Below are 26,560 nucleotides of genomic sequence, written 5' to 3' on the forward strand. Positions count from 1 at the left end.
GGCGGGGCCGGCGGGCCGTCAGGAGAAGTCGGCCGCGTTCTTCTCTGTGACGACCTTGACCGGCACCTTCACCATGCTGCTGACCTTCTTGCCGTGCGAGGCCCTGACCGCGTTCTGGACCGCCAGCTTGCCCAGCTCAGCGGGCTGCTGGGCGACCGTGGCGTACAGGGTGCCCGCCTTGACGGCCTTCAGCCCGTCGGGCGTTCCGTCGAAGCTGACCACCGGGATCGACGTGCCCGCCTTGGAGCCGAGGGCCTTGATGGCGCCGAGGCCCATCTCGTCGTTCTCGGCGAAGACCCCGGTGAGCCCGTGGTTCGCCTGGAGCAGGTTGGTCATGACGTCCAGGCCCTTGGTGCGGTCGAAGTCCGCGGGCTGCCGGGCGACGATCTTGATCCCGGGGTACGCCTTCATGCCCTCTTCGAAGCCCTGGCCGCGCTCGCGGCTGGCCGAGGTGCCCGCAGTGCCCTGGAGGACGACGATCCGGCCCTTGCCGCCGAGCTTGGCCGCCAGGGTCTTCGCGGCGAGCTTGCCGCCCGCGATGTTGTCGGACGCGACGAGGGTCGCGGTGTCCGCCTTGTTGACGCCGCGGTCGGCCGCGACCACCGGGATGCCCGCCTTGTCGGCGGCGCGTACGGAGGGGGCCGCCGCATCCGAGTCCACCGGGTTGATGATCATGGCCTTGACGCCGGCACTGGTGAAGTTCTCGATCTGGTTGGCCTGCTGGGAGGCGTCGTTCTGCGCGTCGGTGACGGTCAGGTCGACGTTCTCGGCCTTGGCCTCCTGCTGGGCGCCCGCCTTCATCTGGACGAAGAACGGGTTGTTCATGGTGGAGAGGGAGAGCCCGACCTTGGTCCTGCCGCCCGACGACGAACCGGAGTTGAAGTACGTCACGGCGCCGATGACGGCCGCCACACAGACGACGGCGATGCCCGCCTGCGCCGCCTGCCTGCCCTTGCCGCCAGAACCGCCGGCCCCGGCACCCGCACCTGCCTGACCGGCACCGGCGCCCGCACCGGACCCGGCGCGGCGGCGCAGCGTGTCGAGCAGGACGGCGAGCGCGATGACCACGCCGATCACGACCTGCTGCCAGAACGCCGACACCGAGAGGAGGTTGAGGCCGTTGCGGAGCACGGCCAGGATCAGCGCGCCGATCAGGGTGCCGGACGCCTTGCCGACACCGCCCGCCAGGCTGGCCCCGCCGATGACGACGGCCGCGATGGCGTCCAGCTCGTACCCGTCGGCGGCCTGCGGCTGCGCGGAGGAGAGCCGCGACGCGAGGACGATGCCCGCGGCGGCGGCGAAGAGTCCGGAGAGCGCGTAGATGGCGAGCTTCTGCCGCTTGACCCGCAGTCCGGAGAGCCTGGCGGCCTCCTCGTTGCCGCCGATGGCGTACATGGAGCGGCCGATGTACGTACGGGCCAGGATCAGCGCCGTGATCAGCCCCATCGCGATCATCACGATGACCGGGACCGGGAGCCAGCCGCCGAGCGTGTCACCGAGCGAGGAGACCGAGCCGGGGAAGGCGATCGGGCTGCCCTGCGAGATGACCAGCGAGAGACCGCGGCCGATGGAGAGCATGGCCAGCGTCGCGATGAACGGCGGGAGTTTGCCGTACGAGATCAGTACGCCGTTGACCAGACCGCAGGCGATGCCGGTGGCGACGGCGAGGATGATCGTGATCCAGACCGGTATCCCCTCGGAGGTCGCCGTCCACGCCAGTACGGTCGCGGAGAGCGCGGCTACCGAGCCGACCGAGAGGTCGATGCCCGCCGAGACGATGACGAAGGTGACACCGAACGCGAGGATCGCGGTCACGGCGGCCTGTACACCGACGTTGAGCAGGTTCTGGGTGGTCAGGAAGTCGCCGGAGAGCAGCGACATCGCCACCACCAGGACGACCAGGGCGCTGAGTGCGCCGTTGTCGAGCAGGATGCGGCGGACGACCGCAGAGGCGCCACTCGCGCCCGTATTGCTCTTGAGCGTGTCAGTGGTCACGGGAACCCTCTGCTTCCTTCACTTCGTTGTGGGAGGTGGCCGCGCTGACGGCGAGTGCCATCACCGCGTCCTGGGTCGCTTCGTGCGCGGGGAGTTCACCGGCGATCCGGCCCTGCGCCATCACCAGCACCCGGTCGCTCATACCGAGCACCTCGGGCAGATCGCTGGAGATCATCAGGACCGCGTGGCCGGACGCCGTCAGCTCGTTGATGAGCTGGTAGATCTCGACCTTGGCGCCGACGTCGATACCGCGCGTCGGCTCGTCCAGGATCAGGATCTTCGTGTCGGCGAGCAGCCACTTGCCGATGACGACCTTCTGCTGGTTGCCGCCGGACAGTGTGCGTACGTGCTGGCCGAGCCCGGCCATCCGTACGCCGAGCTGTCCGGCGACCCGGGCTGCGGCGGCCTGCTGGCCCTTGATGTCGACGAGGCCCGCGCGGGTGGCCGAGCGCAGCGTGACCAGGCCGAGGTTCTCCTCGACCGAGGCGTCGAGCAGCAGGCCCTGGCCCTTGCGGTCCTCGGGGACCAGGCCGATCCCGGCGCCCATCGCCGCGTTCACGTCGTGCCGGGGCAGCCGTCTGCCGATGACGTCGACGGTGCCCCTGTCGTACGGGTCGGCGCCGAACACCGCACGGGCGACCTCGGTCCGGCCCGCCCCGACGAGTCCGGCGATGCCGACCACCTCACCGGCCCGCACCTCGAAGCTGACGTCGTGGAAGACGCCGTCCCGGCCCAGACCGCGTACGGAGAGCAGCGGGGCCGGGGCATCCCCGGCCGTGGGGTCCTCGGGGCGGGCGGCGGTTGGACGCTGCCGGGGGTACTGCTGCTCGATGCTGCGGCCCACCATCAGCCGGACCAGTTCGTCCTCGGGGGTGTCGGCGGGCACCTGGTCGATGCTGCGGCCGTCGCGGATCACCGTGACCCGGTCGCCGAGCGCGGCGATCTCTTCGAGGTGGTGGGTGATGAAGACGATGCCGACGCCGTCGTCGCGCAGCGCGCGGACGAGTCCGAACAACTTCTCCACCTCGCCGGATGTGAGCACCGCGGTCGGTTCGTCCATGATCAGAACGCGCGCTTCCAGGCTCAGCGCCTTGGCGATCTCCACCATCTGGAGCCGGGCGATGCCCAGTTCACGGACCTTGGTCCGGGGCGCGATGTCGAGGCCGACCCGGGCCAGCAGCCCGGCGGCGTCCTGCTCCATCCGGGCCCGGTCGATCATCCCGAAGCGGCGCGGCTGGCGGCCGAGGAAGATGTTCTCGGCGACCGTCAGATCGGGCACCAGGTTGAACTCCTGGTAGATCGTGGCGATCCCGAGGCGCTCGGCGTCCTGCGCGCCGTGGATACGGACCTCGCGGCCCTCGGCGAAGATCCTGCCGCTGTCGGGGCGGTAGGCACCGGAGAGCATCTTGATGAGGGTGCTCTTGCCCGCGCCGTTCTCGCCGAGCAGGACATGGACCTCGCCGCGGCGCAGGTCGAAGTCGACGCTGTCGAGCGCGACCACTCCGGGGAAGGTCTTGCGTATGCCTTCGATACGCAGCAACTCTTCGGGGACGCTCACCGGTTGCTCCTGTTCGGCGTGGGGGCGGGGGACGTGGGGGGCGGGGAAGCGGGCGGCGGTGGCTCGCCGCACGAGCGGCGGACCACCAGCCGCGCGGGGAGAATCGCGGACTCCGGTTCGCGTCCCTCAAGCCGGTCGATCAGCGCGCGCACGGCGGCCCGGCCGAGTTCGCCGGTCGGCTGGGCGATGGCGGTGATCGGGGGTTCGGTGTGCACGAACCACGGGATGTCGTCGAAGGCCGCCAGCGCGATGTCCTGCGGGATGCGCAGGCCGTGGGCGCGGATCGCGTCCATCGCGCCGAGCGCCATCAGGTTGTCGGCGGCGAAGATCACGTCGGGGGGCTCGGCGAGCGCCAGCAGCCGGGTCGCCTCGCGGCGCCCGCTGCCGGCCTGGAAGTCGCCGTGCCCGATCCGGGCGTCCGGCAGCGGTAGTCCGTGCTCGCGCAGCGCCTCGCGGAAGGCGTCCACCCGTTCGCTGCCGGTGGTGGTCGTGGCCGGGCCCGCGATGATGGACAGCCGGCGGTGACCCAGCGCGTACAGGTGGGCGACCAGGTCGCGGACCGCGCCGCGCCCGTCGGCCCGTACGACGGGGACGTCCACGCCCGGGATCCAGCGGTCCACGAAGACCATCGGCACGCCGGCCCTGACCGCGTCGAGCATCAGCGGTGAGCCGCCATCGGTGGGGCTGACCAGCAGGCCGTCTATCCGGCGGTCGACGAGGGTGCGGATGTGGTGGTCCTGGAGGGCGGGCTGCTCGTCGGCGTTGCCGATGATCACGCTGTAGCCGTGCGCCCGCGCCTCGTCCTCGACGGAGCGGGCCAGCTCGGTGAAGTACGGGTTCAGCACATCGCTGATGACCAGGCCGAGGGTGCGGGTCTGCTGGGTGCGCAGCGACCTGGCGACCGCGTTCGGCCGGTAACCGAGGGCCTCCACGGCGGCCATCACCCGGGTGCGGGTGTCGGGCCTGACCGACGGATGACCGTTGAGTACCCGGGACACCGTGGCGACGGAGACCTCCGCGCCGGCCGCGACGTCCTTGATGCTCGCCATCGCTGGACCACCTCCTTGTGGGCCGCATGGAATCGATTACACGGGAGATTGGAATCGATTACATGGGTGGCGGTCAAGAGGAGTCCCGCACTCCGTAATCCGATCGTGACGGTCGGGCCGGGGTGCCGCGGACGGCCGGACGGGCCTCCCGTACCGGGCTGTCGGACTCCGGCGGTAACGTCGTGCCATGTCCAACATGGCAGTGCTGGAAGGGGTCCTGGAGCGGATCACGTACGCCAACGAGGAGAACGGCTACACGGTCGCCCGCGTCGACACCGGCCGCGGTTCCGATCTGCTGACAGTCGTCGGCTCGCTGCTCGGCGCCCAGCCCGGCGAGTCGCTGCGTATGGAGGGCCACTGGGGCTCCCACTCCCAGTACGGCAAGCAGTTCACCGTGGAGAACTACACGACGGTCCTGCCCGCCACCATCCAGGGCATCCGGCGCTACCTCGGCTCCGGGCTGATCAAGGGCATCGGCCCGGTGATGGCCGACCGGATCACCACGCACTTCGGCCTGGAAACGCTCGACGTCATCGAGCAGGGGCCCGAGCGCCTCATCGAGGTGCCGGGGCTCGGCCCCAAGCGGACGAAGATGATCGGCGCCGCCTGGGAGGAGCAGAAGGCGATCAAGGAAGTGATGATCTTCCTCCAGGGGGTCGGGGTCTCCACCTCCATCGCCGTCCGGATCTACAAGAAGTACGGCGACGCCTCGATCTCCGTCGTGAAGAACGAGCCGTACCGGCTGGCGGCCGACGTCTGGGGCATCGGCTTCCTGACCGCCGACCGCATCGCCCAGGCGGTCGGCATCCCGCACGACTCGCCGGAGCGGGTCAAGGCCGGACTCCAGTACGCGCTCTCCCAGTCCACCGACCAGGGCCACTGCTTCCTCCCCGAGGAGCAGCTGATCTCCGACGCGGTCAAGCTGCTCCAGGTCGACACCGGCCTGGTCATCGACTGCCTGGCCGAGCTGGCAGCCGACGAGGGTGTCGTACGGGAGCGGGTGCCGGGGCCCGAAGGCGGCGAGGAGCAGGTCACCGCGGTCTATCTGGTCCCGTTCCACCGGGCCGAGGTCTCGCTCGCGTCGCAGGTGGTCAGGCTGCTGCGTACCGAGCAGGACCGGATGCCCGCCTTCCGTGACGTCGACTGGGACAAGGCGCTGCTCTGGCTGGCCGGGCGCACCGGCGCCGAGCTGGCGCCCGAACAGCGGGCGGCCGTCCGTCTCGCGCTCACCGAGAAGGTCGCGGTCCTCACCGGAGGCCCCGGGTGCGGCAAGTCCTTCACGGTCCGCTCCGTGGTCGAGCTGGCCCGTGCCAAACAGGCCAAGGTGGTCCTTGCGGCACCCACTGGCCGCGCGGCCAAGCGGCTCGCCGAGCTGACCGGGGCCGAGGCGTCCACCGTGCACCGCCTGCTCGAACTCAAACCGGGCGGCGACGCCGCGTACGACAGGGACCGCCCGCTCGACGCGGACCTGGTCGTCGTGGACGAGGCGTCGATGCTCGATCTGCTGCTTGCCAACAAGCTGGTCAAGGCGGTCGCCCCGGGTGCGCATCTGCTACTCGTCGGCGATGTGGACCAGCTGCCGTCCGTCGGCGCTGGTGAGGTGCTGCGCGATCTGCTGTCGGCCACCAGCCCGGCGCCGAACGTCCGGCTGACCCGGATCTTCCGCCAGGCCCAGCAGTCCGGGGTGGTCACCAATGCCCACCGGATCAACTCCGGGGTGCACCCGGTCACCCAGGGCCTGCCGGACTTCTTCCTCTTCGTGGAGGACGAGACCGAGGAGGCCGGGCGGCTCACGGTCGATGTGGCGGCCCGCCGCCTCCCGCAGAAGTTCGGGCTCAACCCGCGCCGCGACATCCAGGTGCTGGCCCCCATGCACCGCGGCCCGGCCGGCGCGGGCACGCTCAACGGGCTGCTCCAGCAGGCGATCACCCCGGCCAGGCCCGGCCTGCCCGAGAAGCGGTTCGGCGGCCGGGTCTTCCGGGTCGGCGACAAGGTCACCCAGATCCGCAACAACTACGACAAGGGTGCCAACGGAGTCTTCAACGGCACGGTGGGCGTGGTCACTTCACTCGATCCGGAGGGCCAGAAGCTGACCGTGCTCACCGACGAGGACGAGGAGGTGGAGTACGAGTTCGACGAGCTGGACGAGCTGGCGCACGCGTACGCGGTGACGATCCACCGCTCGCAGGGCAGCGAGTACCCCGCCGTGGTCATCCCGGTCACCACGGGGGCCTGGATGATGCTCCAGCGCAATCTGCTCTACACGGCCGTCACCCGGGCCAGGAAGCTGGTCGTCCTGGTCGGCTCCCGGAAGGCGATCGGCCAGGCGGTCCGCACGGTCTCCGCGGGCAGGCGGTTCACCGCGCTGGACCACAGACTGGCCGGGGGCGGGGCGGACGACAGACCATGGGAATCGTCACCCCGGGGTTCCGGAACCGGGGCGAAGAGGGCAGGATAAGCAGGTTGGCGGCACTGAGTGCCGCCAAATAGCCCAACGGGCGACCCCGAGTGCACTCTGCTGAGCCAAGTGGGGGATGGTAGAGACAGTCAGGGCACCTCGAAGAAGAGGCACTACGTCGGTGAGGGATGACGTGAGCGAGAACGCTAACAAGGCTGTAGTACTGCGGTACGGCGATGACGAGCACACCTACCCGGTGATCGACAGCACCGTCGGCGACCAGGGTTTCGACATCGGGAAGCTCCGAGCCCAGACCGGGCTGGTCACACTGGACAGCGGATACGGCAATACCGCCGCCTATAAATCCGCGATCACCTACCTCGACGGCGAGCAGGGCATCCTGCGCTATCGCGGGTACCCGATCGAGCAGGTGGCCGAGCAGTCGACCTTCCTCGAGACGGCCTACCTGCTGATCAACGGCGAGCTCCCCAAGGTCGACGAGCTGGCGACCTTCAAGAACGAGATCACCCAGCACACGCTGCTGCACGAGGACGTCAAGCGCTTCTTCGACGGCTTCCCGCGTGACGCGCACCCGATGGCGATGCTGTCCTCGGTGGTCAGCGCCCTGTCCACGTTCTACCAGGACAGCCACAACCCCTTCGACGAGCAGCAGCGGCACCTTTCGACGATCCGCCTGCTCGCCAAGCTTCCGACCATCGCGGCGTACGCGTACAAGAAGTCGATCGGCCACCCGTTCGTCTACCCGCGCAACGACCTCGGGTATGTGGAGAACTTCCTGCGGATGACCTTCTCGGTCCCCTCGCAGGAGTACGTGCCGGACCCGGTCGTCGTCTCCGCGCTGGACAAGCTGCTCATCCTGCACGCGGACCACGAGCAGAACTGTTCGACCTCCACCGTTCGTCTGGTCGGCTCCTCGCAGGCGAACATGTTCGCCTCGATCTCCGCCGGTATCAGCGCGCTGTGGGGCCCGCTGCACGGTGGCGCCAACCAGTCGGTGCTGGAGATGCTCGAAGGCATCAAGCAGTCCGGCGGCGACGTCGACACCTTCATCCGCAAGGTGAAGAACAAGGAAGACGGCGTGAAGCTCATGGGCTTCGGGCACCGCGTCTACAAGAACTTCGACCCCCGGGCGAAGATCATCAAGGCGGCGGCGCACGATGTCCTCTCGGCCCTCGGCAAGGATGACGAGCTGCTCGACATCGCGCTGAAGCTTGAGGAGCACGCGCTGGCCGACGAGTACTTCGTCGAGCGGAAGCTCTACCCGAACGTGGACTTCTACACGGGTCTGATCTACCGCGCCATGGGCTTCCCGACCGAGATGTTCACCGTGCTGTTCGCGATCGGCCGGCTGCCCGGCTGGATCGCCCAGTGGCACGAGATGATCAAGGAGCCCGGCAGCCGTATCGGCCGCCCGCGTCAGATCTACACCGGTGAGGTCCTGCGCGACTTCACGCCGGTCGAAGGCCGCTGACCCCGGTCGCCTGCCTGGCGGCCGTACCGCACGGCGGTCGCACCACGCCGTAGGCGCACCCGCGGTGGTCACAACCGCAGCAGTCACCGCGCACAGCGCATCGAAAAGCGCCCCGCCGCCGATCCCCCCACGGGTCGACGATACGGGGCGCTTCCCGTTTCCCCGGGCGGATTCCCCCCACGGGATCCGGTCCGGGCGTCTGTTGGGCGCGGACGCCACTCCGCGTACTGCTGCTGCCACGGCACGCGATCTGCCGGGGTACGTACTCGACGGGTGGGCCGCTCAAGCTCCCCGTAGCACGTGCCCCGGCCAACGCTTGCCCGGAACATCCCCCAAGATGTTCCGCCGGACGTCCCCCAAGACATCCTTGGCATCGTTCACTTAGACACTCGGGGCGCCGTAATGGTTACCCCTCAAATCCTGTGATCTAAGTCTCGTTGTGAACGTCCTGTGAAGGTACGCAATTACGGGCCGTTTGTCACTACGAACAGCGAAGAGTTGGCCATGGCAATACCTGCGGACAGGGCTTCGGGCGGCCCGGTCGCCAGAAGATCTCCACGTACGGGCGCGGATCGGGCCCGGTCATTGGTGATCAGGCCCGGCCCACGAGTTCGTAACCCGCCTCGCCCAGCACGGAACGCACCGTCCGGTCGTCCAGCGGGGCGAGCGAGACCACGGTCACCTGTCCGGTGGCGGCGACTGCCGTGACGCCCGTGACGCCGGGAAGCTCGGCGAGTTCGAGCGAGACAGCGCCCTCGCAGTGCTCGGAGGCCATCCCGGACACCTGGTAGACGGCGGTGACCGAGCCTGCGTCCGCGTCGGAACCGCCCCCGCAGCACCCGCCGCCGCAGCAGCCGGATTCGGGGGCGGCCTCGGCGGGCGGGCCGGACTGGGGAATTCCGAGATAGGCGGTGTTCTCTCGCTCAGCGGTCATGCTGGTCTCCTCTGCCGTACGGATGCGCGTGTACCCATCCATCGCGTGTACCCATCCATGGTGCGCCCGGGGCTCCTGACGGTCACCGGGGCCCGGGGTGTCGCCGGGGCGTTCGACCCCGGTGCGGCGGCGGCCGTTCTCCGGGGGTCAGCGGCCTCTGTTCCTGGGCCTGCGCGACACCCAGAGCCGGACGGTCTCCGCGTACCAGTACGGCTTCCCGTTCTCCACCTGGTCGGGAGGCGGCAGCAGTCCGTGCTTCCGGTACGAGCGGACGGTGTCCGGCTGCACCCGGATGTGTGCGGCGATCTCCTTGTAGGACCAGAGCTTCCGGTCGGTCATGTCCAGCACCTCCCTGCCTGCCGCGCGACGCCGGCCGGAAGGCCGGCGGGGGAGTCGCGGAGCTGCGCATTGGTGATCAATTCACCCTCTCCCCGGACAACGGCGTCCGAAGGGGGCAGGAGAGGGGCTGTCGATCTCCTGTGACCGAAAGGCCGCGTAACGCGGACATGCGTGACGGAAAGGTAACTCCTGTGGCTCAAGCGGCACATGAGGGGACAGAGGCGCACACCGTGAGCAACCGCCGGTCCTTCAGGCCCAGCTGCCCCAGGCCCCGCTGTCTCAGGACCCGCAGGAGCGGAGGAACGCACGGGTGCGGCGGGCGATCGGCAGCGGCCGGTCGGGCGGGCACGGATACATGTCCTGCTCGACGACCGCGAACAGATCGGTCTCCAGCTTCCGCGCCGCGTCGAGCACCGGCTCCAGCGCCGGGACGCCGCCCGGCGGCTCGCACATCACTCCGCGTGCCACGGCGGGGCCGAACGGCAGCCGTTCCGCCCGCACCTGCGCCAGTACCTCCGGGTCCACCTGCTTCAGATGCAGATAGCCGATCCGCTCCCCGTACGTCTCGATGAGCCGCACGCTGTCCCCGCCGCAGTACGCGTAGTGCCCGGTGTCCAGGCAGAGCGAGACCAGCTCCGGGTCGGTCGCGTCCAGGAAGCGGGCGACGTTCTCCTCGGTGTCGATGTGGGTGTCCGCGTGCGGATGCACCACGATCCGCAGCCCGAACCGCTCCCGCACCTCGTGGCCCAGACGCTCGGTCAGCCCGGTGAGCTGCCGCCACTGGCCGGCGTCGAGAGTGTCGGGTTCCTTGACCTCACCCGTCTTGTCGTCGCGCCAGAACGACGGGATGACGACGAGATGCCCGGCGCCGGCCGCCTGCGCGAGCGCGGCGACACCGGCGACATGCGCCCAGGTCGCGTCCCAGACGTCCGGCCCGTGGTGCAGCCCGGTGAAGACGGTCCCGGCCGACACCCGCAGCCCGCGCCGGGCGGTCTCCTCGGTGAGGCGGACCGGATCCGTGGGCAGATAGCCGTACGGGCCCAGCTCGATCCACTCGTAGCCGGACGCGGCGACCTCGTCGAGGAAGCGGGTCCAGGGGACCTGGAGCGGGTCCTCCGGGAACCACACCCCCCAGGAGTCGGGTGCGGAGCCGATCCGGATCTGCGTCATGGACCAAGGCTTCCGCCAGGCCCGGAAAGCTGTCAAGTGTTCGTCCGAATGTCCGGACAATGCGTTGACATGGGTCCGAGGGGGGAGTTAGACCTGAGGGCCCGATACCGGCCCCGCCGCCCGGCCCGTCACCCGGTCGGGGCCGCCCGCCGATGGAGAGGACGTGCACGGTGTACGACCTGATCACGATGGGCCGGATCGGGGTGGACCTCTACCCCCTCCAGGCCGGTGTGCCCCTGGCACAGGTCGACACCTTCGGCAAGTTCCTCGGCGGCTCGGCGACGAACGTCGCGGTCGCGGCGGCGCGGCTGGGGCGCCGGACGGCGGTCGTCACCCGGACGGGCGCCGACCCGTTCGGTGAGTATCTGCACCAGGAACTGCGGGCGTTCGGCGTCGACGACCGCTGGGTGACCCCCGTACCAGGCCTGCCCACGCCGGTGACCTTCTGCGAAATGTTCCCGCCGGACGACTTCCCGCTGTACTTCTACCGGCAGCCGAAGGCGCCCGATCTGGAGATGTACGGGGAGGAGCTGGACCTGGGGGAGATCCGGGCCGCGCGGGTGTTCTGGATGACCGGGACCGGGCTCTGCGCGGAGCCCAGCCGGACGGCGACCCTGACCGCACTGGCGGCCCGCGGCGACACCCTCCGGGAGCCCACCCCTCCCGGGCCCCGCGCCACCGTCTTCGACCTGGACTGGCGCCCGATGTTCTGGACCGGCGACCCGAAGCCGCACTACGTCCGCGCACTGCGCCACGCCACCGTGGCCGTCGGCAACATCGACGAGGCCGAGATCGCCACCGGTGAGCGCGAACCCCGCGCGGCGGCCGAGGCGCTGCTCGCCCAGGGCCCCGAGCTGGCCGTCGTGAAACAGGGCCCGGGCGGCGTCCTCGCCGTCCACCGCGACGGCCGCACCGCCGAGGTGCCGCCCGTGCCGGTGGAGGTCGTCAACGGCCTCGGCGCGGGTGACGCGTTCGGCGGGGCGCTCTGCCACGGCCTGCTCGCCGGGTGGGAGCTGGAGCGCACCATGCGGTACGCCAACGCGGCGGGCGCCATCGTCGCCTCCCGGCTGGCCTGCTCGTCCGCGATGCCGTACGCGGCCGAGGTCGACGCGGCCCTCCGGGGAGTGCGTCCGTGACCGGCGCCGCGGCGGTCTCCGTCGGTGATCTGGTGGCCACCAGGACCCGCCACCCGGAAGCGATCGCCGAGGCCGCGGTCCGCCGCGTCCGCAGACCGCTGCTCGGCGACCGCGGCCGGCTGATGATCGTGGCCGCCGACCATCCGGCCCGCGGCTCGCTCGGCGTCGGCGGGCGGGAGCTCGCCATGGCCAACCGGCACGACCTGCTGGAGCGGCTCTGCCTCGCCCTCTCCCGGCCGGGCGTCGACGGCGTGCTCGCCACCGCCGACATCCTGGAGGACCTGCTGCTTCTGGGCGCGCTGGAGGACCGGGTCGTGATGGGCTCCATGAACCGTGGCGGCCTCGCCGGGGCCTCCTTCGAGCTGGACGACCGTTTCACCGGCCACCGCGCCCAGGACCTGGCCCGCCTCCGCTTCGACGCGGGCAAGCTGCTGCTCCGGATCGACTACGAGGACCCCGGCTCACCGGCCACCCTGCACTCCGCCGCCCGAGCCATCGACGAGATGGCCGCCCGCGCGCTGCCGGTCTTCGTCGAGCCGTTCATCTGCCACCGGGTGGGCGGGCGGCTCCACAACGACCTCACAGCCGACGCGGTCACCCGCTCCCTCGCCATCGCGTCCGGGCTGGCCGGCACCTCCGCGTACACCTGGCTCAAAGTGCCGGTCACCGCCGACCCCGACGACATGGCGCGGGTCATGGAGACCACCACACTGCCCGCGGTGCTGCTCGGCGGCGAACCGGGCGGCGACCAGGACGCGACCTACGAGAAATGGCGCACAGCACTCCGACTGCCCACGGTGCAGGGCCTGGTGGCCGGGCGCTCGCTGCTCTACCCGGCGGACGGGGACGTGGCGGGCGCCGTGGACATCGCGGCGGGCCTGCTCCAGCCGCCCGGGAGGGACGTATGAACGACAGTCGTCCGCACGACGAGGCCCTGGTGGTACGGGCGGGCAGCGCGGCCCGCGCCCCGTACGCCCTGGACATCGGCCCCGAGCGGGCCGGCTGGGACCGCTCGGCGCTGCGGATCCTGGAACTCGCCCCCGGAGGTTCACACCGCCTTTCCACGCAGGACAGCGAATGGATCGTGCTGCCGCTCGCCGGTGGCTGTACGGTCCTTGTTGACGGAGAGAGCATCGAACTGCGGGGCAGGGCAGGGGTATTCGCCGGAGTCACCGACTTCGCCTACGTGCCGCGTGACGCCCGCGCTCAGATCTCCTCCGGTGCGGGAGGCCGCTTCGCCCTGGCAGGAGCGAAGTGCGGGCGACGTCTCCCCGCCCGCTACGGCCCCGCGCCGGAGGTCCCGGTCGAACTGCGCGGCAGCGGCAACTGCTCGCGCCAGGTCAACAACTTCGCCGCCGCCGACACCTTCGAGTGCGACCGGCTCATCGCCGTCGAGGTGCTCACCCCCGGCGGCAACTGGTCGTCGTTCCCGCCGCACAAGCACGACGAGTACCGGCCGGGCGAGGAGTCGGTCCTGGAGGAGATCTACTACTTCGAGATCGCGGACGGCGGCACCGGCTACCACCGGGTCTCCCCGTCCAGGCCCGGCGGCACCGACCTGCTCGCCGAAGTCCGCAGCGGGGACACGGTGCTGATCCCGGACGGCTGGCACGGCCCGTCGATGGCCACCCCCGGCCACCACATGTACTACCTCAACGTGATGGCGGGACCGGGCGCGGAGCGCGAGTGGCTGATCAGCGACCACCCCGACCACGGCTGGATCCGGCAGGCCTGGGAGACGCAGCCCGTCGACCCGAGGCTCCCGCTGTACGGCAACGGAGCACAGGAGAACCGCCGATGACTGCCCGTCAGCCGGATGTCCGGCACACCGCCACCCGCCGGCTGACCACCGCCCAGGCGCTGGTGGCCTTCCTGGCGCGCCAGTACACCGAGCGCGACGGCCGCAGGCAGCGGCTGATCGCCGCCACCTGGGGCATCTTCGGCCACGGCAACGTCGCCGGGATCGGCCAGGCGCTCATCGAGTGCGGCCAGGACACGATGCCGTACCACCAGGGCCGCAACGAACAGGCGATGGTGCACGCGGCCGTCGGATACGCCCGGCAGTCCGGCCGGCTCTCCGCGCACGCCGTCACCACCTCCATCGGCCCCGGCGCCACCAACCTGGTCACCGGCGCCGCCCTCGCGAGCGTCAACCACCTGCCGGTGCTGCTGCTCCCCGGCGACACCTTCGCGGCCCGCCCGGCCGACCCGGTGCTCCAGCAGCTCGAAGTCCCGTACGCGGGCGATGTCTCGGTCAACGACTGTCTGCGGCCGGTCTCGAAGTACTTCGACCGGATCACCCGCCCCGAGGCGCTGATCCCGGCCGCGCTCGCCGCGATGCGGGTCCTGGCCGATCCGGAGCTGACCGGGGCGGTGACGCTCGCGCTGCCGCAGGACGTGCAGGCCGAGGCGTTCGACTGGCCGGAGGAGTTGTTCGCCGAGCGGATCTGGCGGGTGCCCGTACGGCGGCCGGACGCCACCGAGTTCGCAGACGCGGTCACCGCGATCCGCGCCGCGCACCGCCCGCTGATCGTCGCGGGCGGCGGCGTCCGCCACAGCGGCGCCCAGGACGCCCTGCGCGCCCTCGCCGACGCGACCGGCATCCCGGTGGCCGCCACCCAGGCCGGCAAGGGCGCGCTGCCGTACGACCACCCGGCGGACGTCGGAGGTATCGGCCACACCGGCACCGCCACCGCCGACGGGCTGGCCCGCGCCGCCGACCTGGTGATCGGCGTCGGCACCCGCTACACCGACTTCACCACGGCTTCCGGGACGCTCTTCCAGCACCCCGGGGTCCGCTTCGTCAACATCAACATCGCCGGGTCCGACGCGCACAAGCTGGCCGCCCTCCCGCTCGTCGCGGACGCCCGCGCCACCCTTGAGCGGCTGACCGGCGCGCTCACCGGCCACCGGGTCTCCGCCGCGTACGAGGGCGCGTACCAGGCGGCGAAGGCGGAGTGGGAGGTACGGGTCACCGCCGCCTACGCGGGCAGCGAGGACGCCGCGCCCACCCAGGCCCAGGTGCTCGGGGCGCTCGACGCGCTTGTGACCGGCGACGACATCGTCATCAACGCGGCGGGCTCGCTCCCCGGTGATCTGCACCAGCTGTGGCGGACCCGCTCCGCCGACCAGTACCACGTCGAGTACGGCTACTCCTGTATGGGATACGAGATCCCGGCCGCGATCGGGGTCCAGCTGGCGGCGCCCGGCCGGCCCGTCTGGGCGCTGGTCGGCGACGGCACGTATCTGATGAATCCCACCGAGATCGTCACCGCGGTCCAGGAGCGGCTCCCGGTCAATGTCGTCGTCCTGCAGAACCACGGGTACGCCTCGATCGGCGGCCTCTCGGAGTCGGTGGGCGCCGAACGCTTCGGCACCGCGTACCGCTTCCGGGCGCCGGACGGCACGTACACCGGCGACCCGCTGCCGGTCGATCTGGCAGCCAACGCGGCCAGCCTCGGACTGACCGTCCTGCGCGCCAAGACCCTGCGTGACCTGCGCGAAGCCCTGGCCGCCGCGCGTGCGTCGGACCGTCCCACATGTGTCTACGTGGAGACCGAAACGGCAGACACAGTGTCGGGGCCGCCCCCGCCGCAGGCGTGGTGGGATGTTCCTGTGGCCGAGACCGCCACCCGCCCCTCGGCGGTCGGGGCCCGGGAGGAGTACGACCGGCAGGTCGCAGCCCGACGCCGTCATCTCTAAGGCTTTAGGAGCGTTCACCATGAAGACCGTCAACCACTGGATCGGTGGCAAGGCCGTCGACGGCACGTCGGGCAACTGGGGCCCGGTGACCGACCCGGCGACCGGCGCCGTCACCACACAGGTCGCGCTGGCCTCCGCCGCCGAGGTGGACGCCGCGGTCGCCTCGGCGAAGGCCGCTTACGCGACCTGGGGGACCTCCTCGCTCTCCGCGCGCACCACGGTCCTCTTCCGTTACCGGGCGCTCCTCGACGCCCACCGCGACGAGATCGCCGCGCTGATCACCGCCGAGCACGGCAAGGTGCACTCCGACGCGCTCGGCGAGGTCGCCCGCGGGCTGGAGATCGTGGAGCTGGCCTGCGGGATCACCACCCAGCTCAAGGGTGAGCTGTCCACCCAGGTCTCCAGCAGGGTCGATGTCTCGTCGATCCGGCAGTCGATCGGTGTCGTCGCGGGCATCACACCGTTCAACTTCCCGGCCATGGTGCCGATGTGGATGTTCCCGCTGGCCATCGCCTGCGGCAACACCTTCGTACTGAAGCCCAGCGAGAAGGACCCGTCGGCCGCGAACCTGCTGGCCGAGCTGGCCACCGAGGCCGGTCTGCCGGACGGTGTGCTGAACGTCCTGCACGGTGACAAGGTCGCCGTGGAGGGCCTGCTGAGCCACCCGGACGTCGCCGCCGTCTCCTTCGTGGGCTCCACCCCGATCGCCCGCCACATCCACGCCACCGCCACCGCGCACGGCAAGCGCGTGCAGGCACTCGGCGGCGCCAAGAACCACATGCTGGTGCTGCCCGACGCCGACCTGGACGCCGCGGCCGACGCCGCCGTCTCCGCCGCGTACGGTTCCGCCGGCGAGCGCTGCATGGCGATCTCGGCCGTCCTCGCTGTCTCCTCCGTCGCCGACGAACTGGTCGCGAAGATCCGTGAGCGCGCCGAGAAGATCACCATCGGGCCCGGCAACGACCCGTCGTCCGAGATGGGCCCCCTGATCACCAAGGCGCACCGCGACAAGGTCGCCTCGTACGTCACGGGCGCGGCCGCCCAGGGCGCCGAAGTCGTCCTGGACGGCACCGGGTTCACGGTCGAGGGCCACGAGGACGGCCACTGGATCGGCCTCTCGCTGCTCGACCGGGTCTCCACGGACTCGGACGCCTACAGGGACGAGATCTTCGGACCCGTGCTGTGTGTGCTGCGCGTCGACACGTACGAGGAGGGCGTGGCCCTGATGAACGCCTCGCCGTTCGGCAACGGCACCGCGATCTTCACCAGGGACGGCGGCGCGGCCCGCCGCTTCCAGCTGGAGGTCGAGGCCGGCATGGTCGGCGTCAACGTGCCGATCCCGGTCCCGGTCGGCTACCACTCCTTCGGTGGCTGGAAGGACTCGCTCTTCGGCGACCACCACATCTACGGCAACGACGGGGTGCACTTCTACACCCGCGGCAAGGTCGTCACCACCCGCTGGCCCGACCCTGCGGACGCCCCGGCGGGCGTCGACCTGGGCTTCCCGCGCAACCACTGAGGCGGGTACGCCCGGGCCCGCCTGGGTCCGGTTCGCCGTCGACGGCCGTATGGCCCGGCGGTGAACTCTCGGGGAACTCCCGCCGGGACGGCTCCCGTACGGCAGTTCGGGGGCGGAACGGATGCCTAGCATGAGCGGCGTCCGACCGCCCCCGCTCGCCTGCCGTACGAACGGAGCCACCCTGTGCCCACCCGCGCTGCCGGCCCCGATCCCGGCTCCGGCTCCGGCTCCGGCTCCGGTGAGGCTCCCGCCGTCGGCCGCCGTATATGGGTGGCGGTTGCCGTCACCGCGACCGCCGCCGCGGTCGCCCTCGGTGCGCTCCTGACCGTCGACGGGCCCGGCGCGGCGGCCGGGCACCCGGCCACCGCGTCCGACGGGCTGCGCCACACCGCCGTCGAGGTCGCGCCCGGCTCCTGCGGCCGTGGCTGGACCAGGCCGCACCCGGGAACGCAGGTCTTCGACCTGACCAACACCTCCAACGGTCCGGCCGAGGTGGACCTCACCGACCCGCGCACCGGCGCCGTCTACGCGGAGACCGAAGGGCTCGCGCCCGGGACGACCCGCGCGATGCGGGTCACGCTCGGCGGCGGCTCGTACGCCTTCACCTGTCTGCCCGACGACACGGACGCGGTACGCGGCCCGACCGTGCACATCGCGGGCGGCGCGCGGGGGAGCGGCCCGCACTCGGTGCCGGTGACCGAGCACGATCTGGTCCCGCCGACCCTCGCCTACCAGAAGTGGATCGGCGCCAGGGCCGCCGAACTCGCCCGGAAGACCGGCGTACTGAGGAAGGCCGTGGACAGCGGTGACCTGGTCGCGGCCCGTGCGGCGTGGCTGCCCGCACATCTGGTGTACGAGCGGATGGGCGCGGCATACGGCACCTTCGGCGAGGCGGACACCGCCATCAACGGCACCGGTGCGGGACTGCCCGGCGGCCCCCACGACCCGGACTTCAAGGGTTTCCACCGCGTCGAGTACGGGCTGTGGCACGGCGAGTCCGCCGCCTCGCTGCGCGGCCCCGCCGACCGGCTCGACGCGGCGGTCCGCGCACTGCGCGACGGCTGGCCGCAGCAGCGCATGGACCCGGCGGACCTGGGGCTGCGCGCCCATGAAGTCCTGGAGAACACCGTCCAGTTCGAGCTGACCGGACGCACCGACCGCGGCAGCGGCACCAGCCTGGCCACCGCCCGCGCCAACCTCGACGGCACCCGTGAACTCCTCTCCGTACTGCGGCCGTTGCTCACCTCCCGCGATCCGGAGCTGGCGCGTCTGGACTCCTGGCTCGACCGCACCCGGCGCGCCCTGGACGGATTCGGCCACGGTGGCAGCTGGACCCCGGTGGACCGGCTGAAGACCGCCGACCGGGAGCGGCTCGACGCCGACGTCAGCCAGACGACCGAGCTGCTGTCCTCGGTGGCAGCCCTCTGCGACCTGCGCAGAACGGCATGAGTACGTGGATGGGACGGCGTGAACAAGCGCATGGGCGGTGTCTTGCGGGACGGCGTGCGGCACGAAAACATGCGGGACTGCGGTATGCGGTGCGGCCGTCCGTCGGACGGGAGCTCGCGGCACGGCACGGGAACAGCAGGAGGAGCGGTATGAGCGGGAACGGCGGGACCGGCGGGACCGGCGCGAACGACGTGCGCAGGCGCGGATTCCTGCGGAGTGCGGCGCTGAGCGTGGGGTCCGTGGCAGCGGGGGCCGCCCTGGTGGGCGCCGACCGGCCCGCCGCGCTGTCCGGTACCCCGGCCGCCCCGGCCGCATCCCGTACGGACTTCCACGGCGCCCACCAGGCGGGAATCCTCGGGGCGCCGCAGCGCGCCACCGTGTTCGCGGCCTTCGACGTCACCGCCGACAGCCGCAGGGAACTCACCGAACTGCTACGCACCCTCACCGCGCGGGCCCGGTTCCTGACCACCGGAGGCACCCCGCCCCCGCTCGGCATCACCGCCCCGCCCAGCGACTCCGGCGTGCTCGGACCGCAGGTCCCAGCGGGCGGGCTGACCGTCACGGCCGGTGTCGGCGCGTCCCTCTTCGACGGCCGCTTCGGGCTCCACAGCCGCAAGCCGCTGCGGCTCAAGACCATGCCGTCCTTTCCCGACGACGACCTCGACCAGGCCCAGTGTCACGGCGATCTCAGCGTGCAGCTCAGCGCCGAAAGCCCCGATGTGGTGCTGCACGCGCTGCGGGACATCGCCCGGCACACCCGGGGCGCGATGCAGGTGCGCTGGCGGATGGACGGCTTCAGCAGCCCGTCCCGGCCCAGCGGGACCCCCCGTAACCTGCTGGGATTCAAGGACGGTACGGCCAACCCCGACGCACACGACGCCGCCGCGATGGACCGGCTGGTCTGGGTGGGAGGAGGCGCCGAGCCCGACTGGACGGCGGGGGGCAGCTACCAGGTGGCGCGGCTGATCCGGATGCTGGTGGAGTTCTGGGACCGGGTCTCGCTGACCGAGCAGGAGCGGATGTTCGGCCGGGCCCGCGACACCGGCGCCCCGCTCGACGGGAACCACGAGTTCGACTCCCCGCAGTACGCGCAGGACCCGAAGGGGGATGTGATCCCGCTGGACAGCCATATCCGGATGGCCAATCCACGGACACCCAGGACCGAGGGGCAGCGGCTGCTGCGCCGGGCCTACAACTACGACCGGGGCATGGACTCCAACGGCAACCTCGACATGGGGCTGCTCTTCTGCTGCTACCAGCAGGACCTGGCACGGCAGTTCGAGACCGTGCAGAAGCGGCTGGCCGGGGAGCCGCTGGTGGACTACATCAAGCCGTTCGGCGGGGGCTACTTCTTCGCCCTGCCCGGCGTACGCGACCGTACGGACTGGTTCGGCCGGACGCTTCTCGCCTGAACCTGCCCGGCAATCGCGGCCGGCAGTCCCGAACTTCCTTCTCCCAAGGAACGGTCAAGTCTTCCCCCGGACTTCGTGACTGGCTGTTCACCCCGGCGACACGGACGCGCAGCCACCCGGTCGTGGCGCCCGCGCAGCATCCTCCGCGTGAGCGATAAGCCGACAGCCAACAGCGGAGGCACGGAGAGCATGGTCAGCACAGGGAGAACGGCGGGGCCCGGACGGCGGGCGATACGGTGGGGCGCCTTCGCCGGAGCTGCGGCGCTCACCGTCCTCGGGGGTTCGGCCCCCGCGTTCGCGAGCCCCCAGGGGCCCGGACACGGTCAGCACGGCGGCAGCCACTCGACCGCCACCCCGGTCAAGCACCTGGTGGTGATCTTCCAGGAGAACGTCTCCTTCGACCACTACTTCGGTACGTACCCGAAGGCGGCCAACACCGACGGTACGAAGTTCACGGCGGACCCGCGCACCCCGAAGAACATCAACACCCTGAGCAACGCCGGGCTGCTGAAGAACAACCCGAACCAGTACACGCCCCGCAGGCTCTCCTCGTCGCAGGCGCTGACCTGCGACCAGAACCACAACTACGGGGCCGAGCAGTACGCGGCCAACGGCGGCAAGGCCGACCAGTACGTCCAGAACACCGACTCCGGCAAGTGCTCGGGCAACCTCTTCGGCGAGCCCGGCCTGGTCATGGACTACTACGACGGCAACACGGTCACCGGACTGTGGAACTACGCCCAGCACTACACGCTCGGCGACAACTCGTACAGCTCCAACTACGGCCCCTCCACGCCCGGTGCGCTCAACCTGATCTCAGGCCAGACGCACGGCGTGACCTCCGTCGACCCGGCGTCCGGCACGGAGCACCCGGACCAGACGGCGAAGCCCGACGCGTACACGGTCGTCTCACCGGACGCCAAGGGCGTCGGCACGGTCATCAACGACCCCGACCCGGCATACGACGACTGCTCGAACAGCGACCACACCAGCAAGAACACGCTGGCCGCGATGCACGGCAGCAACATCGGTGACCTGCTGAACAAGAAGAACGTCAGCTGGGGCTGGTTCCAGGGCGGCTTCCGGCCCAGCACCGCCTGGAGCGGCAAGCAGGGCGACTACGCGAAGTGCGCGGGGAACACCCACACCAACGTGGGCGGCGCCGCGTCCGTCGACTACAGCCCGCACCACTCACCCTTCCAGTACTACAAGTCGACGTCCAACCCGCACCACCTGGCCCCGAAGAACGTCGGCGAGATCGGGCACAGTGGGCAGGCGAACCACAACTACGACCTGACCGACTTCGACAGCGCCCTGAAGGCGGACCGGCTGCCCGCGGTGAGCTTCCTGAAGGCGTCGGAGTTCCAGGACGGCCACGCCGGGTACTCGGACCCGACCGACGAGCAGCACTTCCTCGTCGGGCAGATCAACAAGCTCCAGAAGTCCCCGGAGTGGAAGGACACCGCCGTCGTCGTCGCCTACGACGACTCGGACGGCTGGTACGACCACGCGTACGCAAAGCCCCAGAACGGCTCGAAGGACACCACGACCGGTTCCAACGGCAAGGCCACCGACAGCCCGGCCTGTCAGGCCGGCCCCCGGTCGGCCGGCGGCTACGCCGACCGCTGCGGCCCCGGCACCCGGCAGCCGCTGCTTGTCATCTCCCCGTACAGCAAGGTCAATTCGGTCGACCACACCCGCACCGAGCAGGCGTCGGTCACCAGGTTCATCGAGGACAACTGGCACACCGGCCGTATCGGTGATTCCTCCTTCGACGCCCGCGCGGGTTCCCTGACGTCGGCCTTCGACTTCAAGCACCCGAACAACCAGCAGGTGCTGCTCAACACGGACGGATCGGTGCAGTCGGTGCGGCATATCCCGGCGCAGCCGTCGCGTCCGTCGCACCCACACGGCTCGGTGGCCGCGACCCGCTCCGACCTGGCGTCCAGTGACGTCGCGGCGAGCGCCCCGTCGTCGGCCGCCCTGCCGGCCGGGATCGCGGCGGTGCTGGTGGCAGCGGGAGGCGCGGCCTTCGTGGTGCGCCGCCGCAGGGGCCGTACGGAGGGCTGAGCCCGGAAGGCACGCACCCGCCCGTCCGTCGCGGACGGGCGGGCGGGTGCATGCCTGCTCAGCGCATCAGGGGTGCCGTCTGTCCCGACGTGTCCATCTGGCCCGGCGGGCGCGTCTGCATCTGCCGCAATGTGTCGCTCAGGTCCGCTGTGTCCGAGGCCGACGGCGTCTGCACAGGCTTCGCGGGACCGAACTTCTTGAAGTCGACCAACACCTTCATGGAGTCGAGGTCCTCCTTCATCCTGACCGGCATGTCATGGTTGTCGACCCAGACATCGAAGGTGATCGAGTCCACCGAGCCGGGGAACTGCTGGAGCAGTCGCTTCTTGTCATCGGACCCGAGCGCGGATCCGGCCGCTCCGAGATCGTCCTTCGACAGCGTGGCGTGGTAATGGGTCGTTTCCCTGCCGAGCACGGTCTCCTTTCCGACTCGCCTGACATTCCGGGTGTACTTCAGGGACTTGAGCCCCTGCGTCGGATCGTCACTGCCGCCGGTCAGCGCGGCGGCACCGGATTCGCCCACGACGGCCGACAAATCGACCCGCACCCAGTGCTTGCCCTTCAACTGGCCACTCGCCCGCGGAACGACGTGGTAGTAGTACGCGCCGTTCACCAGCAGCATGTTGACGCTCTTGCCGGACGTCAGCCCGTCCAGTCCGGTGGACTTCGCGTCCGTCTGCACATCGAAGGAGAGGCCGTCGCCCCAGGAGTACGTCCCCTCCATCGTGATCGGCTCATTCTCGGAGGACGATCCCACTATGGTCGAGTGCGCGGGGAACGATGTGGTCATGCGCACCTCGGCCGAGCCGTACTTCTCCGTGCTGTCCATCGCGCGCTGAAGAGCGGCCAGCGGCTGGACGGCGACCTTCGCCACCCCCTCGGCCGTCTTCTTCGCCGTGTGAGCGGAGCAGCCGGTCATCCCCACGACCGTCGCAACCGCCGCCGCGCACAGCGCGACTCTGCTCACCTTCGTACTCATGTTTATGTCCCCACCCCTTGAATTCGCTTGTGACCGGAGGAGTTTAGACCGCTGGTAATCGGGATGCGGGTGGCCTTTGTCCCCGGATACGTTGGCGCGACGGACCGTGCGACGGGACGGCGCAGCAGGAGGAGCGCGATGGTGACAACAGGACAGGCCCCCGGCAACCGGGCCCGCCTGATCGCGCGCTTCGGGCCCATGGCCGACCCCTGGTACGACGCGCTTCCCACGCTCGTGGACGGCCTCGCCCGCCGCTGGGGCCTCGACGTCGGAGAGGCCGGCGGTGGTGGCACCTCCCGGGTGTACCGCTGCCTGCGCGACGGGGGCCACGAGGGGACCGCACCCACCGTGTGGCTGAAGCTGACGCCGGATCCGGTCGTCGCCACCCAGGAGGCAGAGGCGCTGAACGCCTGGTCCGCCACGACGTCCGTCGTCCGGCTGCTGGCCAGCGATCTCGGCGCCGGGGCACTGCTGCTGGCCGGGGTCGAACCGGGCACCCGGGTGCGGGAGAGCGGCTGGCGGACGGCGGACATCGCCCGGCTCCTCACGGACCTGCGTACGGCACCACACACCCGCACACCGCGGCTCCCGCCGCTCAGTGAACGCATCACCTTCATGTACGACATGGCGGCCCGGCGTGCTGCCCACGGCCCGGAGGTACTGGCACGCGGACGCGCCGCCGCGCTCGCTCTCGCGCGGACCGGCCCGGCCGACGGCCTGGTGCACGGCGATCTGCACCCGGGGAACGTGCTGGCCGGCCCGGGGCGGCGGCTCGTCGCCATCGACCCCCGTCCGACCTTCGGCGACCCGGACTTCGACGCGGCCGACTGGGCCATCGAGGGGGTGAAGGACGAGGAGGCGCTGCGCCGCCGGATCGCCGCACTGACAGCGCTGGTGCCCGGGATGTCAGCGGACCGGGTGCTCGACTGGTGCCGCGCCACCGCGCCGCTCACCGCGGGCGCTCCGGCGTTCCTGCTGTCGGATGGCCGGACGGCACGGGTGGAGTGAGGGGTATCCCCGCGCCGCCGCTTTCCGCTATTCGGGCTGTCTCAGAACCAGTTCGCCGGGTTCGCGTGCTTGGCCAGGCTCTTGGCGCCGTCAGCGATGCCGCCTCCCATTTTGGATGCCTTGTCGCCTACCCAGTCGGCAGCCTTCCCGGCGCCCTTCTTGATGTCGCCCCAGTGCTGGACGATCTTCGCGCCACCGTAGACGACCCCGAATCCCACGGCGAGGCCGATGGTGACGGGGTTGGGCGCGATCATGGCAGCAGTCATCGACGCGTTGAAGCCCGCTTCGGCGACATCGGCGACGTAGCCGGCGCCCTCCCTCTTGAAGGCTGCCACGGGGTTGCCCTGGGCGATGACATTCGCGGTGCTGAACCCGGTGGCGGCCACGCTGCCGACGATGCCGACACCCCGCAGGGCTCCTGCGACCTTCCCAGCACCGGCCAGTCCCTTCGCCAGTGATGTGGTACGGCTGAAGTTGAGGCTGCGAGCCTTCGAGTAGACATTGCCGGTAACCCTCAAAAGGTTGGCATTGCCGGCTCGTGACACCGCCTGGCCTGCGTGGGTGGTGCCTCCGTATCGTGCCGCCAGGGAGTCCGATCCCACTACGAAATCGATGGCCCGGTTGACGGAAACACCCTTCCAGAGGGGCGACTTCATGAGGGAAAGGCGGCGCACAACGTCGTAGCCCTCGCCTGTCCAGTCCCCGATGGTTCCTCGCGTTCCCGGAATCTTCTGTGCCCACTGGCTGAGCTTGCTCGGGAACCAGCTTCCTGGCGCGCCGAGTGAGCGGATCTTCGGGGAGTAAGCGACGATTTTGGGCCCGGCCCACTTGAACAGGCGGTTGCTGGAGTTCGCAAGTGCCGTGCCGATGCGGTCCTTCCAGGGCGCAAGGACCCCCGCTTTGAGCGAGTTGCCCACCAAGACCTTGGTGAGCACCGTTCCCTGCATGGTCACGGTCGCCGTGGTGCCGCCGACCGACTTCCAGTCGCCATACAGGTCCATGATGCTGACGATGGTCGCCGCATGCGGCTTGAGCCCGGGTATCTGTTCCAGTGCATGGGCCTTGATCCGGCCGATCCAGTGGCTCAGTGACTCGTTGGACTCCCTCTTGAACGCCGACGCCTTGGGGCTCGTGCTGTCGGCGACAGAGTTGGCGAGCAGGATCTCGTCCGGTGACAGCCCTGTGCCGTCGTGCTCCTTGAGATATTCCTCAAGGTCCTTCGACGAAAACCCGGCCCACCGCATTCCGGCTTCTGGATCACCGCTCTCCAGTCTGGCGATCGACGCCCGCTTGCGGAGATCCGGGCCGGTGTCATGGGTCCAGGAACGCAGCGGTTTGAGTGATGCCAGATGGCCGGAGACGCCTAGTTGAGATGCCCTGGTGAACGCCTCATCCAAATTGTCCTGTACGCCACCTTTCCCGTCCAGGAGCTTGGCGAGCTGTTCCAGATCATCGGGATTGGCCATCCTCATGTGGGCTGATTTCCTCGGGGGGTTCAGTTCGCCGGGCATGGGTCGGCGGCGCCCGGACTTGAGAATGCGTGAGGCCCAGCTCATCGGCTGACGGAGCGGGCCACGCGCCGTGCTACTTGTCGCCGACGAGGGCGAACGCGAAAGCCAGACGGCGGTCGATCCAGGCAGCACAAATATTGATCTTCGTGCTGCCCAGGGATGTGATGACGACCTCGTCTCCGGAGCGCCACTCCAGGGGCCGGTATCTGCTCCCAGGCTGATCGCCTTGGCCCGGGTTGAGCAAGTCGTCGAAGACGCCGGTGACAAACCTGCCCGCAGCCCGGCCTGCCACTTCCTTGGCGCTGCCACTCGCCATCTTGTTGCGTCCGACGATCTCCGGACGTCCTGGCTGATCGATCCGCCAGGTGTGCTTGAACGGGCGCTTGGGCGGAACGCGCCGCAGGGTTCCGATGACGTCCCCCCGCGCGTCCCGCACCACGTGATGCCTTTCGCCCTTCACTTCCTGTGGGGCATCGAGGTAACAGAGCAGTTGTTGCTGCTCGATGTCCTCGTAAAGAGTCAGACCGGGTTCAGAAGGGAATGTGTGCTTCTCCGCGGTCGCCACGTAAGCGCAAGGAGCGAGGACTTGCATGTCCTTTTCGCCCTGCGGCACTCGTACGGCGCGAGGGCCGAATCCAGAACGTGTGCGCTTCGCTGTCTTGGGTCGTTCGACTGATCCAAGAACGAACTCGTTGACATCCGCCCAGGGAACTGGCTCCACCGGAGGTTCCGCGACCTTCTTGTCCCTGCCGAATCCCACCGTTGCCTCCTCCTGAACCCCACTGACGAGCGAGACGATCTGAGCCCGGACCGATCCTATGGTGGTTGAGACGACGCCC

General features: G+C 70.2%; 20 protein-coding genes. 11 read left to right on the forward strand and 9 right to left on the reverse strand.

Features of this window, described 5'->3' with window-relative positions; translation table 11 throughout:
- Nucleotides 1-18: 18 nt before the first annotated feature.
- The 3 genes from OG452_RS23340 to OG452_RS23350 are packed head-to-tail and all read right to left on the reverse strand — an operon-like array spanning nucleotide 19 to nucleotide 4,602.
- Nucleotides 19-1,995 carry an ABC transporter permease/substrate-binding protein gene (locus tag OG452_RS23340; protein WP_327297534.1) on the reverse strand — a complete coding sequence of 659 codons (1,977 nt, stop codon included), beginning with the start codon at nucleotides 1,993-1,995 and terminating at the stop codon, nucleotides 19-21.
- Nucleotides 1,985-3,553: a sugar ABC transporter ATP-binding protein gene (locus tag OG452_RS23345; protein WP_327297535.1), complete on the reverse strand. Its 1,569-nt coding sequence runs from the start codon at nucleotides 3,551-3,553 to the stop codon at nucleotides 1,985-1,987. The genes OG452_RS23340 and OG452_RS23345 overlap by 11 nt, the downstream gene beginning before the upstream one ends.
- Nucleotides 3,550-4,602: a LacI family DNA-binding transcriptional regulator gene (locus OG452_RS23350; protein WP_327297536.1), complete on the reverse strand. Its 1,053-nt coding sequence runs from the start codon at nucleotides 4,600-4,602 to the stop codon at nucleotides 3,550-3,552. Before OG452_RS23350 ends, OG452_RS23345 begins: the two co-directional genes overlap by 4 nt.
- 187 nt (nucleotides 4,603-4,789) lie before the next feature.
- On the opposite strand from OG452_RS23350, the gene recD2 reads away from it, so the two are divergent.
- Nucleotides 4,790-7,060 carry an SF1B family DNA helicase RecD2 gene (recD2, locus tag OG452_RS23355; RefSeq protein WP_327297537.1) on the forward strand — a complete coding sequence of 757 codons (2,271 nt, stop codon included), beginning with the start codon at nucleotides 4,790-4,792 and terminating at the stop codon, nucleotides 7,058-7,060.
- A gap of 133 nt (nucleotides 7,061-7,193) precedes the next feature.
- Nucleotides 7,194-8,492: a citrate synthase gene (locus OG452_RS23360; RefSeq protein ID WP_266856891.1), complete on the forward strand. Its 1,299-nt coding sequence runs from the start codon at nucleotides 7,194-7,196 to the stop codon at nucleotides 8,490-8,492.
- Nucleotides 8,493-9,084: 592 nt separating this feature from the next.
- On the opposite strand, the gene OG452_RS23365 is transcribed toward OG452_RS23360, so the two are convergent.
- The 3 genes from OG452_RS23365 to OG452_RS23375 form a co-directional block, all read right to left on the reverse strand.
- Nucleotides 9,085-9,426, reverse strand: coding sequence for a heavy-metal-associated domain-containing protein (locus OG452_RS23365; RefSeq protein ID WP_327297538.1), 342 nt, complete (start codon nucleotides 9,424-9,426; stop codon nucleotides 9,085-9,087).
- A 147-nt stretch (nucleotides 9,427-9,573) separates the two neighbouring features.
- Nucleotides 9,574-9,765, reverse strand: coding sequence for a helix-turn-helix transcriptional regulator (locus OG452_RS23370; protein ID WP_327297539.1), 192 nt, complete (start codon nucleotides 9,763-9,765; stop codon nucleotides 9,574-9,576).
- A gap of 279 nt (nucleotides 9,766-10,044) precedes the next feature.
- Entirely contained in the window at nucleotides 10,045-10,935 is an 891-nt protein-coding gene (locus tag OG452_RS23375) for a sugar phosphate isomerase/epimerase family protein (protein WP_327297540.1), read from the reverse strand.
- A 152-nt stretch (nucleotides 10,936-11,087) separates the two neighbouring features.
- Here OG452_RS23375 and iolC point away from each other — a divergent pair, with 152 nt between their 5' ends.
- From iolC to OG452_RS23415, 8 genes are all read left to right on the forward strand, one after another.
- Nucleotides 11,088-12,071 carry a 5-dehydro-2-deoxygluconokinase gene (iolC, locus tag OG452_RS23380; protein WP_442810078.1) on the forward strand — a complete coding sequence of 328 codons (984 nt, stop codon included), beginning with the start codon at nucleotides 11,088-11,090 and terminating at the stop codon, nucleotides 12,069-12,071.
- On the forward strand, nucleotides 12,068-12,979 hold the full coding sequence (locus tag OG452_RS23385) for a Cgl0159 family (beta/alpha)8-fold protein (protein ID WP_327297542.1): 912 nt from the start codon (nucleotides 12,068-12,070) through the stop codon (nucleotides 12,977-12,979). The genes iolC and OG452_RS23385 overlap by 4 nt, the downstream gene beginning before the upstream one ends.
- Nucleotides 12,976-13,872 (forward strand): 5-deoxy-glucuronate isomerase, encoded by an 897-nt coding sequence (iolB, locus tag OG452_RS23390; protein ID WP_327297543.1) that lies wholly within the window; start codon nucleotides 12,976-12,978, stop codon nucleotides 13,870-13,872. The genes OG452_RS23385 and iolB overlap by 4 nt, the downstream gene beginning before the upstream one ends.
- A complete protein-coding gene (gene iolD / locus OG452_RS23395; protein ID WP_327297544.1) occupies nucleotides 13,869-15,773 on the forward strand; it encodes a 3D-(3,5/4)-trihydroxycyclohexane-1,2-dione acylhydrolase (decyclizing) in 1,905 nt (634 codons plus the stop codon). Before iolB ends, iolD begins: the two co-directional genes overlap by 4 nt.
- Before the next feature lie 19 nt (nucleotides 15,774-15,792).
- A complete protein-coding gene (locus OG452_RS23400; protein ID WP_327297545.1) occupies nucleotides 15,793-17,292 on the forward strand; it encodes a CoA-acylating methylmalonate-semialdehyde dehydrogenase in 1,500 nt (499 codons plus the stop codon).
- A gap of 264 nt (nucleotides 17,293-17,556) precedes the next feature.
- Nucleotides 17,557-18,741: an EfeM/EfeO family lipoprotein gene (locus OG452_RS23405; RefSeq protein WP_442810166.1), complete on the forward strand. Its 1,185-nt coding sequence runs from the start codon at nucleotides 17,557-17,559 to the stop codon at nucleotides 18,739-18,741.
- Nucleotides 18,742-18,890: 149 nt separating this feature from the next.
- Nucleotides 18,891-20,153: an iron uptake transporter deferrochelatase/peroxidase subunit gene (gene efeB / locus OG452_RS23410; protein WP_327297547.1), complete on the forward strand. Its 1,263-nt coding sequence runs from the start codon at nucleotides 18,891-18,893 to the stop codon at nucleotides 20,151-20,153.
- A 189-nt stretch (nucleotides 20,154-20,342) separates the two neighbouring features.
- On the forward strand, nucleotides 20,343-22,223 hold the full coding sequence (locus OG452_RS23415) for a phospholipase C (protein WP_327299745.1): 1,881 nt from the start codon (nucleotides 20,343-20,345) through the stop codon (nucleotides 22,221-22,223).
- A gap of 58 nt (nucleotides 22,224-22,281) precedes the next feature.
- On the opposite strand, the gene OG452_RS23420 is transcribed toward OG452_RS23415, so the two are convergent.
- Nucleotides 22,282-23,202 carry a hypothetical protein gene (locus tag OG452_RS23420; RefSeq protein WP_327297548.1) on the reverse strand — a complete coding sequence of 307 codons (921 nt, stop codon included), beginning with the start codon at nucleotides 23,200-23,202 and terminating at the stop codon, nucleotides 22,282-22,284.
- 138 nt (nucleotides 23,203-23,340) lie between these two features.
- Between OG452_RS23420 and OG452_RS23425 the strand changes: the two genes are divergently transcribed.
- The gene (locus OG452_RS23425; protein ID WP_327297549.1) at nucleotides 23,341-24,210 is read left to right on the forward strand and encodes an aminoglycoside phosphotransferase family protein; all 870 of its coding nucleotides are present in this window, start codon (nucleotides 23,341-23,343) and stop codon (nucleotides 24,208-24,210) included.
- Nucleotides 24,211-24,251: 41 nt separating this feature from the next.
- Here the strand turns inward: OG452_RS23425 and OG452_RS23430 are convergent, their stop codons facing one another.
- Together OG452_RS23430 and OG452_RS23435 are read right to left on the reverse strand one after the other, a co-directional pair.
- Nucleotides 24,252-25,682: a PE-PGRS family protein gene (locus tag OG452_RS23430; protein WP_327297550.1), complete on the reverse strand. Its 1,431-nt coding sequence runs from the start codon at nucleotides 25,680-25,682 to the stop codon at nucleotides 24,252-24,254.
- A gap of 112 nt (nucleotides 25,683-25,794) precedes the next feature.
- Nucleotides 25,795-26,481 carry a hypothetical protein gene (locus tag OG452_RS23435; protein WP_327297551.1) on the reverse strand — a complete coding sequence of 229 codons (687 nt, stop codon included), beginning with the start codon at nucleotides 26,479-26,481 and terminating at the stop codon, nucleotides 25,795-25,797.
- Nucleotides 26,482-26,560 lie beyond the last annotated feature (79 nt).

The organism is Streptomyces sp. NBC_01197, assembly GCF_036010505.1.
Taxonomy (GTDB): domain Bacteria; phylum Actinomycetota; class Actinomycetes; order Streptomycetales; family Streptomycetaceae; genus Streptomyces.